This window comes from Pontibacter arcticus, assembly GCF_003284895.1.
Taxonomy (GTDB): Bacteria; Bacteroidota; Bacteroidia; order Cytophagales; family Hymenobacteraceae; genus Pontibacter; species Pontibacter arcticus.
Genome location: NZ_QMDV01000004.1, coordinates 28,211 through 41,401 on the forward strand (window position 1 = coordinate 28,211; position 13,191 = coordinate 41,401).

General features: G+C 46.1%; 12 protein-coding genes. 6 read left to right on the forward strand and 6 right to left on the reverse strand.

Annotated features, from left to right (window positions below; genetic code table 11):
- Positions 1-74: 74 nt before the first annotated feature.
- Positions 75-1,178, reverse strand: coding sequence for a glycerophosphodiester phosphodiesterase (locus DP923_RS12860; protein ID WP_165838194.1), 1,104 nt, complete (start codon positions 1,176-1,178; stop codon positions 75-77).
- A gap of 137 nt (positions 1,179-1,315) precedes the next feature.
- Positions 1,316-2,665: a DEAD/DEAH box helicase gene (locus tag DP923_RS12865; RefSeq protein ID WP_239021058.1), complete on the reverse strand. Its 1,350-nt coding sequence runs from the start codon at positions 2,663-2,665 to the stop codon at positions 1,316-1,318.
- Positions 2,666-3,322: 657 nt separating this feature from the next.
- On the opposite strand from DP923_RS12865, the gene DP923_RS12870 reads away from it, so the two are divergent.
- Together DP923_RS12870 and DP923_RS12875 are read left to right on the forward strand one after the other, a co-directional pair.
- Positions 3,323-4,438, forward strand: a complete 1,116-nt coding sequence (locus DP923_RS12870) for a CaiB/BaiF CoA transferase family protein (RefSeq protein ID WP_112306289.1) — start codon at positions 3,323-3,325, stop codon at positions 4,436-4,438.
- A 117-nt stretch (positions 4,439-4,555) separates the two neighbouring features.
- Complete coding sequence (locus tag DP923_RS12875; RefSeq protein ID WP_112306290.1) at positions 4,556-5,236, forward strand: hypothetical protein; 681 nt, start codon at positions 4,556-4,558, stop codon at positions 5,234-5,236.
- Between the two features lie 54 nt (positions 5,237-5,290).
- Here DP923_RS12875 and DP923_RS12880 read toward each other — a convergent pair whose 3' ends face one another.
- The 4 genes from DP923_RS12880 to DP923_RS12895 form a co-directional block, all read right to left on the reverse strand.
- On the reverse strand, positions 5,291-6,031 hold the full coding sequence (locus DP923_RS12880) for a phenylalanine 4-monooxygenase (protein ID WP_112306291.1): 741 nt from the start codon (positions 6,029-6,031) through the stop codon (positions 5,291-5,293).
- Positions 6,032-6,492: 461 nt separating this feature from the next.
- Positions 6,493-8,367 carry an ABC-F family ATP-binding cassette domain-containing protein gene (locus DP923_RS12885; RefSeq protein WP_112306292.1) on the reverse strand — a complete coding sequence of 625 codons (1,875 nt, stop codon included), beginning with the start codon at positions 8,365-8,367 and terminating at the stop codon, positions 6,493-6,495.
- A gap of 95 nt (positions 8,368-8,462) precedes the next feature.
- Positions 8,463-8,852, reverse strand: a complete 390-nt coding sequence (locus DP923_RS12890; RefSeq protein ID WP_112306293.1) for an SPW repeat protein — start codon at positions 8,850-8,852, stop codon at positions 8,463-8,465.
- A gap of 92 nt (positions 8,853-8,944) precedes the next feature.
- Complete coding sequence (locus DP923_RS12895) at positions 8,945-9,448, reverse strand: RDD family protein (RefSeq protein ID WP_112306294.1); 504 nt, start codon at positions 9,446-9,448, stop codon at positions 8,945-8,947.
- Positions 9,449-9,757: 309 nt separating this feature from the next.
- On the opposite strand from DP923_RS12895, the gene murI reads away from it, so the two are divergent.
- From murI to DP923_RS12915, 4 genes are all read left to right on the forward strand, one after another.
- Positions 9,758-10,573 carry a glutamate racemase gene (murI, locus tag DP923_RS12900; RefSeq protein ID WP_112306691.1) on the forward strand — a complete coding sequence of 272 codons (816 nt, stop codon included), beginning with the start codon at positions 9,758-9,760 and terminating at the stop codon, positions 10,571-10,573.
- Between the two features lie 140 nt (positions 10,574-10,713).
- The gene (locus tag DP923_RS12905) at positions 10,714-11,256 is read left to right on the forward strand and encodes a hypothetical protein (RefSeq protein ID WP_112306295.1); all 543 of its coding nucleotides are present in this window, start codon (positions 10,714-10,716) and stop codon (positions 11,254-11,256) included.
- 26 nt (positions 11,257-11,282) lie between these two features.
- A complete protein-coding gene (locus DP923_RS12910) occupies positions 11,283-12,470 on the forward strand; it encodes a glutathionylspermidine synthase family protein (protein ID WP_112306296.1) in 1,188 nt (395 codons plus the stop codon).
- A 99-nt stretch (positions 12,471-12,569) separates the two neighbouring features.
- Positions 12,570-13,184 (forward strand): carboxypeptidase-like regulatory domain-containing protein, encoded by a 615-nt coding sequence (locus tag DP923_RS12915; protein ID WP_112306297.1) that lies wholly within the window; start codon positions 12,570-12,572, stop codon positions 13,182-13,184.
- The last annotated feature ends 7 nt before the right edge of the window (positions 13,185-13,191 follow it).

Genomic DNA, 13,191 nt, shown 5'->3' on the forward strand with positions numbered 1-13,191 from the left:
TCTACAGTATAAAATAAAAGCAGCAGGAGCTTTACGCTCCTGCTGCTTTTATTTTGGCAATAACATTTAAATAACTATTTAAGCGCTGCCTTTGCTGTGGCCGGATAATCTGTGAAAACGCCATCCAGGCCCAGCTTGTAAAAATTTTTATATTCTGCCTTCGGGTCGTTTTGATAATCTTTCAGCAGGTAACGGGCTTCATCCCTGAAAGTAAAGGCATGAACTAGTAAGCCTTTATCATGCGCGCGTTCTATCAGGTTAGTAGCTGGCAGCTTCTGCATTGTTTTGCCGTTATAAGGCTGTATGTACGGTTTCCAGGGGCCAATGCCGTTTGCATAGGTTTTTATAAACGCCAGTCCTTCTTCTGTAACCAGATCATTATAGGTTCTGCTATCGCCTGCTACCACAAAATCGTAGGGCTGTGCAGATGGCGCTTCCATAATCATTTTTCCAGACTCATCCACACCGCCTGCATCGAGCAGTTGTACCAACTTTACACTCGATCTGGCACGGATATAACGGAGATTTGAAACCTCAAAAGACTGTATAAAAACCGGTGCGCTTTCATTGTTCCAGCCTGCTTTATCGAGTGCAGCCAGTAGCTTGGCAGTGATGGGCAAGTTCAGGTTTTCGTGAAAAGTGGGGTGCTTTGTTTCTGGATAAATGCCAATGGTACGGCCTTTTTGTTTGCAGGCTTTTTTAGCGAGTGCAATTACCTCCTCAAAAGTCGGAATTTTATAAAGGCCGTTAAATTGTTGCGGACGGTCAGCCATAGGCTGGACAGCACGCAGTTTTTTTATTTCAGCCAATGTAAAGTCACTTGCAAACCAATCATCGTAGGTAACGCCATCAATAACTTTTGTTGTTCTCCTGGAAGCAAACTCAGGCAGTGATGCTACATTCGTTGTGCCCAATAGCATGGGTTCATGGCGGCAGATCAGGACTCCGTCTTTTGTCATCACCAGGTCCGATTCTATGTAGTCAGCGCCTTGTTCTATAGCCAACGTATAAGCTTCCAGGGTATGATCCGGGCGCATGCCCGATGAGCCCCGGTGCCCGATTATGAGCGGAGCCTTCCCGTTCAGGGTTTTAGAAGGTAATTGTATCACGCCATCTTCCTCTTTACAGGATGTAAACGTTAAAAGCGCGCAGGCTGCTAACAAGAATAAGTTTTTCATAGTGGTTGAGATTAGTGTGCCCAAAAGTGCGCATCTACTATCAACCTGAAGTTAAACCAGCGTTATAAGTTTGTTATGAATTGATGCAGGAAGTATAACTAACAAAAAGAGCCGCTAAGTGTAGCGGCTCTTTTTGTTTATTCGGCGGTTGGTGCTGCGCCCGAAGACGGACTGTTGTCTCTCTTTTTGGTTTTGCTATGGTCGTATGCTTTGATCGGGCGTTTGTTTCCGCCATCGGCCTTTGGTGTTTCTTCCGCTTTTTGTGTTGGCTTTCTGGGGCCACGCGGTTTATCGCCTTTTGCGTGGTGCTTGCTGCGGTGGTCACGGTTGCGGTCTCCGCTGCCGCCTGCTGATCTGCCACGGTTTCCGCCGCCGCGTGGTGCATCGCGGCGTGTTGGGTCGTAAGCAGGGCCAGGGCCAAAGTCTTCCGGTAAAGGCAACTTAGGCAATTCACGTTCTATCAGGCGCTCTACGCGTTGCACGCGGTGCATGTCATTTTCATTTACAAACGTAATGGCCATTCCCGTAGAAGCGGCACGGGCAGTACGGCCTACACGGTGTACATAATCTTCAGCGTCCTGTGGCATATCGAAGTTCAGTACATGGCTCAGGCTGTCGATGTCTATTCCTCTGGAAAGGATATCGGTGGCAACCAGGATGCGGTATTGTTTGTTCTTGAAGCCCTGCAGTGCTTTTTCGCGTTCGTCCTGGGTCATGTCAGATTGAATACCTTCGGCATCAAAACCCATTTTCTTAAGCGAGCGCACAATCTGCGGCACATTCGACTTACGCGAGGTAAAGATGATCATGCTGAGTACATCCAACTCCCGAAGGATATGCTCCAGTAAAGGCAGCTTCTGGTTATCGAAGGTTAAGTATAAACGCTGATCGATACCGGCGGCTGGCTTCGAAATGGCAAGGTTAATTTCAGCAGGGTCTTTCAGGATTTGTTTCGCGAAATCGCGGATCTTTTTGGGCATGGTAGCCGAGAAAAGTAAGGTCTGTCGCTTTTCGGGCAACGACCGCACAATTTTCAGGATATCGTCCATAAAGCCCATATCCAGCATTTTGTCTGCTTCATCCAGTACCAGATACTGCAGTTGGTCGAGCTTTACATAGCCCATGGCCATGTGCGCCATCAGGCGGCCCGGCGTGGCGATAATCACATCAGCGCCAGTAGTTAATGCTTTCTTTTGCTGGTCCCAGTCGCCGCCTTTGCTGCCACCGTAAATAGCGATCGAGCTAACAGAAGCAAAATAACCGAAGCCTTCCATCTGCTCATCGATCTGCTTGGCAAGTTCGCGGGTTGGCACCAGTACAAGGGTGCTGGTATAAGTAAATTCTCCGTGAGAAATGCGGTCGATGAGGGGCAGCAGGTAAGCAGCTGTTTTGCCTGTACCGGTCTGAGCGCACGCAATAAGGTCTTTATTAGAAAGTATGATCGGAATTGCCTGCTCTTGCACAGGTGTAGGGTTATTGTACCCCATCGATTCAATACCGGTCAGTACGTTGTCGTGTAAATTAAAGGAGCGAAAATCCAATGGTCAAATAAGTTTAATTAAAATAATTGCGCCCGCTTCATCTTTAAACCGGGCACATATATACAGTAAAGATACAACAAAAAAAGCTGTTATGTACATCCGCTTTAAAGGGTTAAAAAAACAATTAATTCAATAAATGATGCTATAATAAAAATTATTTACTTACTTGTAGATAATTAGGATAATCAGAATAAATTTTATTTCTAAATAAAGGATTTTTGGCTTTTGATGAGGTATATGTCTTACCTTTAAGTTGTATCTGAATATTATGATATTTATATATTATAATTCTAAATATAAAATGTTATAATATACTTAAACCTTTAGGTTAGAGTGGCGTAAATACCCCTAAATCAGCAGATTTTTTACACTTACTTAGTTTAAGATTATTATGAAAAAAGTTATACAAGAGTCGCCTAACTTTTTTATGCTGTTAGGCCTTAACATCGTAAATGCAGTCTTCATGTTGCTTATCTAAGCATACAGATACATTAAAACAAAAGAGCAGCTTCGTTAAAAACGAAGCTGCTCTTTTGTTTTAAGCAAATCGTATTTTTATACTTTGAGCAAGCCTTTTTTATACATGTAATTTAAGAGTACCCCATGAGCCAACCGATTTTGAAAGATATGCTGGTACTGGAACTGGCAAGCGTACTGGCCGGGCCCAGCGTAGGGCAGTTTTTTGCTGAACTGGGCGCAACCGTTATCAAAATAGAGAATGCTGCTACTAATGGTGATGTTACCCGCACCTGGAAACTGACCGCTGAAGACCCTACTACTAATACACCAGCTTATTTCTGCGCTGCCAATTGGGGCAAACAATCGCTTACACTTGATCTTACCCGGCAAACCGACCTGGAGCGGCTTTATACCTTGGTGCCGAAAGCAGACATCGTACTAACAAGTTATAAACCAGGTGATGCTGAAAAGCTTCAGGTAGATTATACTACTTTGCAAGGCATAAATCCAAAGCTGATTTACGGGCATATTACAGGCTATGGTCCTGAAGATGAACGGGCAGGCTATGATGCGGTTGTGCAGGCCGAAGCCGGTTTCATGTACCTGAATGGCGAGGCGAACGGCGACCCAACCAAAATGCCTGTCGCTCTGATGGATATCCTGACAGCGCACCAGTTAAAAGAAGGTTTATTGCTTGCGCTGTTTCAACGCGAACGAACCGGGCAGGGGCAGTTAGTCGAAGTCTCATTGGTACACTCGGCCATTTCGGCGTTAGCGAACCAGGCTACCAACTACCTGGTGGCCGGCCACAACCCAACGCGCATGGGCTCCGAGCATCCTAATATTGTACCGTACGGCAGCTTATTTACATCCAGGGATAACAAGCAGCTTGTGCTGGCCATCGGAAACGACAGGCAGTTTGCCAAACTGTGCGCCCTACTTGGGCAACCAGAATTTGCCCGGCATCCGAAGTATAACACCAACTATAACCGCGTACAAAACAGAAAAGAAGTAAACAGCATGTTGCAGGCAAGTATAGCCATGCAGGACCGAGACACACTTCTGGAGAAACTGCACCAGCAGCATGTACCGGCCGGAGCAGTAAACACCATAGCCGATGTTTTTGATTTGCCGCAAGCCCGGCAAATGCTGCTAACGTACCCTGGTGCAAAGCCAGGCGTAAAACAGGTTGCTTTTACAATGGCCGGGCACGGGCAGGCACGTATAACGCCACCGCCGGTTTACAAACAAAAAGTTTAGTAGGTTTATACTTTGTTATGCCTTTAAAATGAAGTATTTACAACCATTGGGTGTCTGCTTTTAAAACAAAGTATAAGCGAATGGGGTAAATAATCAATCGGAGATACTTTAAAAAATATGGAAGACAGATTAGACGATATCATAAACGGATTGCACCAGAAGTCACGTACCAAGCAAGCGATCTACCGCAATACACTTCAGACTTTCAATAAAATGAAAGAAATCTCGAAGGAACTGGTAGCTGAATTAACCGAACGGATAACCAAACAGGATGCAGACGTCATTATCGAGTATAAAAATGTAAGCGAACACGAGTTTCATATAAAATTTTCCGGCGACCTGCTGATCTTTGTGATGCACTCCAACATCGTTACGTTTCCGGATGATTATGAAATTATGCGCAGCGAGTATGTGGAAGAAGACTTTAGGAGACGCTTTTTTGGGCATATCATGGCGTACAACTTTATGGCCGATACCATTAAGTATAACCGCACCGACGACCCGGGCTACCTGGTGGGCCGCATGCTCATCAACATCGAAAATCACTTTTGCATTGAAGGCGTAAAGCAACTCGACCTGCCACAGGACAAAGTATCGGAAATAGCTAAAAATGAAATTAATGATCAAGGCTTGCGCATTATTGTGGAAAGTGCCATGATCGCTGCTGTTAATAATGATCTGATGGGCCAGAATGTAACCGATTTAGAGCGAATCACACTTAAACAGAAACTGGAAAATTCACACCTGTCCACCCCGCGCAAACTCGGCTTCCAGATAAGCCAGGAACTTACCGTTTAGCACAGCATTATTAAGTATAAAGCCCGGACTATTTATAGTCCGGGCTTTTGTTTTTTAAGATGCTTCTACTTCCTGGCGCAGCTGCGCGAGGGCAGTACGGAGTTCGGGAAGACTGTTTTTTAACTGCTCGTAGCTATTGATACAGAAGTACTGGCTTTGGTAGGTCTCCTTAATGTAGGCGGTATCCAGGATTTGGGTGATATCGAAATCATACTTTATACTTTCTTCTGATACCGATAACTTGCTTTCGCCGACAGATGAAAGTATCCCTGCCCCGTAAATTCTGGCCTCTCCTTCGCTGTTTCTGAAAAGCCCGAACTCAATGGTGTACCAGTAAATACGTGTAAGTTTATCTACAATATCAGGCCGGTCGATGTGCTCCAGGGCAAGCTGAGAAAGTTCCGATAAAAACTCGCAGTAAACCGGAATGGTAAGCAGCGGTACGTGCCCGAACACATCATGAAACATATCCGGTTCTTCCAGGTAATCCAGCTGGTCCTTGCGGCGAATCCAGACGGTAGCCGGAAACTGCCTATTGGCAATCAGCTGAAAAAACAGGGCATCGTCTACAATGCCGGGCGCAGCCACTACCTCAAAACCAGTCAGGGGCTTCAGGCGGGCATTTACTTCGTAGAAGTTAGGAATGCGATTCGGTTTAAAACCGACCTTCTCCAGGCCTTCAAAAAACTCGGGTACGGCTTTGCCGGGCAGGTTTTGCATCTGGCGCTCAAAAAGGATGGCCCATACTTCGTGGTTTTCGGGCGTGTAGCTGTTATAAAGTTGTGTCAGACTCATGTTACTAAGCTTTATAAAATGTATGATTTGATAATGACAGGAAACAAAAAAGCAGTGACTTGCGCCACTGCCTGAATATCTTTACTAAGATGAGAGCTGGATTAATAGGTGCTCTCTAGTAGTTTTTATAAGTGATAGGGGCCTGGCAGTAGCGATACATGCAATAGTAATAGCAATAATAGCTATACAGGTTCAGGCAATAAGTAGAAAGGGAATGCAGCAGCTCCCGGCCAAAGAAATTTGGCTGTACAGGTAAAGATGCAAATGAAGCTGCGTGTTGCATAAAGTATGAATGTACTGCAAGTATACTGATTTTTGTTTTGAACGCAATACTTAAAAAAGTGTTATCTGTTTTCTAATAAAGCTGTAATACAAACCATTATCAAATTGGAATCGATTTCCAGCAGCTTTTAAAAGTATAAAGGCAGCCATTTGGCTGCCTTTATACTTTAATTTTATACTTACATCAGCTCAGCTAATTCGAGCCAGCGCATTTCCTTTTCTTCCAGGTCGTTATTTATACTTTCTATTTCGGAGGCCCAGGCACGAAGCTGGTTATGGTCGGTGGTGGTGCCGGCGTTCAGCAGCTCGGTTACTTCTGTTTTGCGAGCCTCCAGTTTAGCCATATCTTTTTCGAGCTGCTCGTACTCTTTTTTCTCGTTGTGAGTAGGCTTGCGCTTGGCTGTAGTTACAGGCTCAGGCTTTTTCTCTACAACAGCTACCGGTTTCGGCTTTTCCTGTTCTACTTTTTCCTGCTCCTTCAGCCACTCGCGGTAATCGGTGTAGTTGCCCGGGAAGTTGCGGATCTGGCCATCGCCTTCAAACACAAATAAATGCTCTACCAGCCTGTCCATAAAGTAACGGTCGTGGCTTACAATCAGCAGGCAGCCGCCAAAGTTCAGCAGGAAATCTTCCAGAATGTTCAGGGTAATAATATCCAGGTCGTTGGTAGGCTCATCCAGAATCAGGAAGTTCGGGTTTTTGATGAGTACCCGCAGCAACTGCAGCCGGCGCTTTTCGCCACCGCTCAGCTTGCTTACAAACGTATACTGTTGGGCCGGCGCAAACTGGAAATGCTGTAAAAACTGGCTGGCGGTGATTACCTCGCCGTTCGCCATTTCCACTACTTCGGCAATATCCTTAGCAATGTCAATTACGCGCTGGTCGTCCCGGAACGTAAGTTCATCCTGGGTATAATAACCAAACACGGTTGTCTGGCCGGCATCAATTGTCCCCGAATCCGGCGTAATCTTACCGGTCAGCATGTTAAGCAGTGTTGATTTTCCGGCACCGTTCGGGCCTACAATACCAATGCGGTCTTTTTTCTTGAACACATACGTAAAGTCATCCACAATCTTTTTATCAGCATAAGACTTTTTAAGATGCTCTACTTCTATGATTTTTCCGCCCTGGCGTGTCGTTTTTACGGATAGCTCGAGTTGCGGACCGGTAATTTTTTTGGCTGCCTTCTCTTTCAGTTCTTCAAACGCATCTACTCTATACTTGGCTTTGGTACCACGTGCTTTCGGCTGTCGGCGAATCCAATCCAGCTCTTTGCGCATCAGGTTGCGAGCTTTCTCGGTTTCGGCAGAAGAGGCCGCTTCGCGCTCGGCTTTTTTCTCGATAAAGTAGCTGTAATTGCCTTTGTAAGTATAAATTTCGCCGCCATCCAGCTCGGCTACTTCGTTGGCCACTTTATCCAGGAAATACCTGTCGTGGGTCACCATCAGCAGGGTCGTGTTCTGGGTCGATAACAGGTTCTCGAGCCACTCGATCGTATCCAGGTCCAGGTGGTTGGTAGGCTCATCCAGAATCAGCATATCCGGCTCATCAATTAAAACGCGCGCCATGGCTACACGTTTGCGCTGCCCGCCCGACAGGTGCTTTATCTGCTTATCGAGGTTGTTGATGCCCAGTTTGGAGAGTACCTGCTTTACCTTTACTTCAAAATCCCAGGCCTGCAATTCGTCCATGCGCTCCATCAGGTGCTGCATTTTTTCGGAACTGGTGTTGGGGTCTTCGATGGCAAGTTCGTACTGCTCTATTACCTGTATGGCTTCGTTCTGGCCGGAAAAAATAGTCTGGTGAACGGTAAATTCTTCGTTAAACTCCGGGTTCTGGCCCAGAAATCCGATGGAGATCTCTTTGCGAACGCTGACGCTGCCGGTATCCGGCGGAAGTTTGCCGGCCAGTACGTTAAGCAAAGTTGTTTTGCCGGAACCGTTTACGCCCACCAATGCAATGCGCTGGCCCTGGCTGATTCCGAAATTCAGGTTTCTGAAAAGCCAACGGTCTGCAAAGTTTTTGGCTATATTTTCTGCTGATAGATAATTCATAAAACAAATTTAACGATTTCTGCCGTAGGTAGGGGTAAAATAAAACAGGCCGGCTAAATAGCCAGCCTGTTTTGCTGTATAAAGTCAGAATTAAATTAATCTACCCGTTCGTGGCTCGGATGCGCTTTCACATAGCTTTGGCTTGGTACACGGTGTGTGGTAAGCGAGGCTAGTATAGAAAATACGCCGATAATTAAATGTGGTAGGTATACCTGTTCGTTAAAACCAAAAAGCCATGGCGAAAGAGCCAGGATTACGCCTAAACCGAAATCCATCATCAGGTGAGACTGCATTGGTATTTTACGGATAATGCCCACTTCAAAATCGGTCATAATGGTTTGCAGCAGTACCACAACACCAGCAATAATAGCTACCCATTTAGCGGCTTCAACTTCTGCAAAATCGAATAGCCAGGGGGCTGCGATAAGTAAAATGCCCACTACATAATCTAATATGCCATGGAAGCGTGTAGGTATAAATCTCATAGTTGTTCCTCCTTTTAAGTTTGTTTTTATACTTGAGGTATACGTTGGCTTAAATTTTAAGGAGATGCAGAATGTGATTTTTTCGCGAAATGCTAATTTGTAACGACAATAGTTCGTGCCAGGTAATCATGCAGCGACTGCTTGCGGCGAGTAGAGAGTAGTAACAGGAAACCCAGGAAAACAGGAAGCGCCGAGATGATCTTGCTGAAATAACGCAGGTTTGCCTGCGCAAAACTGATGCGCTTGCCCCGCAGGTCTGTCACTTTCAGGCCCAAAGTATACTTGCCAATGGTAGCCTGCTTACCTGAAGATTCGCAAATAGTATAATACAGCCAGTGCAGCACCGGAAAGTATAAATACAGCAATAGCGTTTTACCCATCAAAAGCGGTTCCTGCAAACTTAGCGGCTCGTGCGCAAAAATTACTTTCCAGGAGTCCAGCTGGTCTGGATTATCGGAAGCAGCGTACAAAAACAACGTATAGCAGAACATAAGAAGCGTGGTATCAACCAGAAAAGAAACAAAACGCGCTGAAACACCTCCGTATAAAGTTGAACGTTTAAGCGTTGCCTGAGAAGAGTTGATTGCTGTTTGCATGTGGCCAAAATTAGGTTGATAAGTGCTTTAAGCTTTCAGTGGATGTTCGGAATCCTGCAAGGGCAGGCTGGCTGAACGGACAGTAGCCAGGTGTAGGGCGGTAGGTAGTATAAAGTTAATGTATAAATCTAAATTAACAAATATTTAGGTATAAATCATATTTAAAAAGCCATAATGTAATTATACTTTTTCGGCTTTGTAACTTTTTTATGCCAGCAATAATTCACTGGGTTTTCGTACTTTAAAGTGAACATACCTTTTTACCCCGTGAACATCGCTTTTAAAGCTTTTTGTATAACTTCGCTGCTTATGGAAACAGACGTAAAAGCAAGACCGATCGGGATATTTGACAGTGGCATTGGCGGACTAACCGTTGCGCAGGCACTTACGCAGGTGTTGCCTCACGAGCGGCTCATCTATTTCGGCGATACAGCGCACCTGCCTTACGGCGATAAATCCACAGCTGCCATACAGGCCTATGCCGTTAAGATCTGCGACCTGCTGATTAAGCAACAATGCAAGGTGATACTTATTGCCTGCAATTCGGCTTCTGCAGCGGCTTACGAACTGGTAAAAGAGTATGTGGGCAGCAAGGCCAAAGTACTGAACGTGATCGATCCGATCGTAGCACATATCGGGCAGTCGTACTCGGGCAAAACCATCGGTCTGATCGGCACCAAGCAAACCGTGAACTCGAATGTATACCGTAAAAAAGTAGATGCCCTTAACCTGAACATCAACCTCCGGTCGCATGCGACGCCTTTGCTGGCTGCCATGATCGAAGAAGGTTTTTTTAACGATTCTATCTCCGAAAACGTGATCCATACCTACTTATCCGACCCGGAACTGAAAGGAATAGAGGCGCTTATACTGGGTTGTACGCATTATCCGCTCATCAAAAAGCAGATCGAAAACTATTACCAGGGCCAGGTGGATGTGCTGGATGCAAGCCAGTTGGTAGCCCTGCACGTTAAGCTGTTTCTGGAGCAACATAACCTGGCATCCGAAAACCTGCAGAACGATCACAAATTTTATGTTTCGGATTTTACCCAATCATTCGAGGAAAGTACCCGTATTTTCTTTAAGCGCGAAGTACACCTGGAGCATTACCCGCTTTGGGAGTAAGTATAAACCGCGGTTGAAAATAGTATAATCCGAAGTATAAACCCATTTCATTTTAATGTAAAGCCTAAGAGAGTATCTACTTTACGGGGCAGATTTGCGTAAAAATGTTATCTTTATACTTCTTCTGACGCAATTTTATTATGAAAAAAAGATATCTCACCATCGGTAACCTGAAGCGCAATGCATTTATAGTTGCCGCTGCCGCTTGCATGGGCCTTACAACAAGCTGCGATAACAATTCAACCTCAGGCAACACTGAAGAAGTGGCCGTGCCCGATGGCATGATTACCGAACTAACCGAAGAAGGGCCTGATGAGTGGAAAATAACAGACGAGCGTACGACCGTGCCTGGCCAAAGTATGGCGGTGCTGAAGTACAGCGATGGCCGCGTAGATACTCTGAAAGGACTTGAACTGGAAAACCGCATGAAAGATGTGGCAGCTAACCAGTCTACTTATCAACAGGGTGGTTTTGGGTTGGGCAGCGTGCTTTGGTGGAGCGGCATGGGTTATATGGCTGGCCGTATGATGGCTCCGAGAGCAGGTTATTATGCAAACCCGGGTGTTATGCAGCGCACGCAGGCTTGGGGCCAGAATGTGCAGTCGTATCGCCAGCGGGCTACAGCGCCAAGTTCCGGTAAAAGCGGTTTCTTCCGGGGCCGCAGCGGTGGCGCAGGAGCTTAATTTATACTTATTTATACTTCATCTGGATGCTCAATAACGGAAATGCCACTGTTCGCCTGGCTACACACGGCGGCGATGTGGAAACGGCTGTTCGTGGCCTCGGCTGGGACTGGTGTGTGGAAGATGGCTGCGCCAATTACGTGCCCGGCGAAGCAGTGATTATCTCAGAAAACGAAGCAGATAAGTTACTCGAAGCTGCTGATACGATCTATGACATGATGGTAAACGCGGTGCCCGATACGCTGCCTGATGAATTTCTGAAGATACTCGCCATTCCTGAAAACCTGTGGCAACTGGTACGGCAATCCTGGAACGACGACCGCCAATGGCATTTATATGGCCGTTTTGATCTGGTGCAAACTTCCGAAGGACCAAAGTTACTCGAGTTTAATGCCGATACGGCTACTTCTATTCCAGAAACGGCGGTGGTACAATGGGCTAGCTTAGCGGCGGCCGGTAAAAAAGATGCAAACCAATACTCGGGTTTATACGAAGCGCTGGTAGAGCAATTCAAAGCCTGGCGCATGCTGAATGAGGACCTTGCACCAGCATTGTTGTTAACTTACATTGGAGCGAGTGCCGAAGACGAAACAAACTGTTCCGTGTTGGCTCAGGCTGCCCGCGAGGCTGGTTTTGATGCGCATGTGTGCCCGGTAGAAGAGATAAGTATTTCTACGGAAGGCGCTGAGAAAGGCGTTTGGGCGCAGATAGAAGCAGAGCAGTGGCAGCAGTTTCCGTTTTTGTTTAAGCTGTTGCCCTGGGAGCAGATTGCCTGGGAAGAACCCGAATTGCTGGAAAGCCTGACCCTGCTTGCCCGTACCCGCACGGTAACGATTGCTAATCCGGCTTATACGTTATTATTCCAGAGCAAAGGCATGCTGGCCTGGCTCTGGAAAGCGTATCCTTACCACCCTTTACTTCTCGAAACCGACCTGGAGCCTATCTCAGGCAAGTATATCAAAAAACCATACTATGGCCGCGAAGGACAAAGTGTGCAGGTGGTAGACAAAATTCAGGTGGCTAAAACCGAAGGAGAGTACGATGCGCAGCCACAAGTATACCAACGCTGGTGCGACCTACCCGAAGATAAAAACGGTTATACCTACCAGGCAGGTGTTTTCTGGGCAGGCGAAGGGTGTGCCATCGGTTTCCGGAGGGAGAAAGGCATTATTACTAATTTATCGCAGTTCGTACCGCATGTGGTAGAGGGGTAAAGTTTGAAAAAGTATATCGGGAAATGAGGTTTATACTTTAAATATAAGTGTGCCGTTTATACTTGCAAACCCGGAAATCTGCACCCTCATCTCCATCGAATGCTAATTTATACTTCTGCCCAAGCTTCAGGTAAATTTAGATGGCTGGTGTTTGCGCTGCTCTTGTTTTGCGCTTACCAAAGTATGGCGCAGCAGCAGAAGCGTATCGTGCAGTTATCCGGATTTATACTTGCCTCAGAAAGCAAAATGCCAAAGGCAGGTGTAGCTGTTTATGTGCCTGGCACCATGCGCAGCACACAAACAAACGAAAAAGGCTTCTTCTCTCTGGCCGTTGCTGCTGGCGATAGTATCGTTTTCAGCGCGTTGGGTTACAGAGGTCAATCACTTGTGGTACCTGCAGATTATAACCAGATCAGTTATACTATTACTGTTTCCCTCAGCGAAAATACGACCCTGCCAACTGTTGATGTAATGCCCTGGGCCACCGAACGCGATCTGAAAGAGGCGATTTCCAAACTAAAAGTTCCTGAAGAAAAGCAACAGATCGTTATACCGGAGCCAGTCGAAATAAAATCTGTGCTGGATGCTCCTGCATTGGGCGCAGAAGGAAATTTCCGGTACTTTAACCAGCAGCAGACACAGCAGCGCGAAAGCCGTTACCGTGTGCCAGACATCATTCGTGGATTAGGTATCCCTATCCGCTATAAGAAGTGAAATCTTA

Coding starts and splice junctions, on each gene's coding strand:
- DP923_RS12860 (WP_165838194.1), bottom strand. CDS start 1,178: ATGAAAAACTTATTCTTGTTAGCAGCCTGCGCGCTTTTAACGTTTACA.
- DP923_RS12865 (WP_239021058.1), bottom strand. CDS start 2,665: ATGGGGTACAATAACCCTACACCTGTGCAAGAGCAGGCAATTCCGATC.
- DP923_RS12870 (WP_112306289.1), top strand. CDS start 3,323: ATGAGCCAACCGATTTTGAAAGATATGCTGGTACTGGAACTGGCAAGC.
- DP923_RS12875 (WP_112306290.1), top strand. CDS start 4,556: ATGGAAGACAGATTAGACGATATCATAAACGGATTGCACCAGAAGTCA.
- DP923_RS12880 (WP_112306291.1), bottom strand. CDS start 6,031: ATGAGTCTGACACAACTTTATAACAGCTACACGCCCGAAAACCACGAA.
- DP923_RS12885 (WP_112306292.1), bottom strand. CDS start 8,367: ATGAATTATCTATCAGCAGAAAATATAGCCAAAAACTTTGCAGACCGT.
- DP923_RS12890 (WP_112306293.1), bottom strand. CDS start 8,852: ATGAGATTTATACCTACACGCTTCCATGGCATATTAGATTATGTAGTG.
- DP923_RS12895 (WP_112306294.1), bottom strand. CDS start 9,448: ATGCAAACAGCAATCAACTCTTCTCAGGCAACGCTTAAACGTTCAACT.
- murI (WP_112306691.1), top strand. CDS start 9,758: ATGGAAACAGACGTAAAAGCAAGACCGATCGGGATATTTGACAGTGGC.
- DP923_RS12905 (WP_112306295.1), top strand. CDS start 10,714: ATGAAAAAAAGATATCTCACCATCGGTAACCTGAAGCGCAATGCATTT.
- DP923_RS12910 (WP_112306296.1), top strand. CDS start 11,283: ATGCTCAATAACGGAAATGCCACTGTTCGCCTGGCTACACACGGCGGC.
- DP923_RS12915 (WP_112306297.1), top strand. CDS start 12,570: ATGCTAATTTATACTTCTGCCCAAGCTTCAGGTAAATTTAGATGGCTG.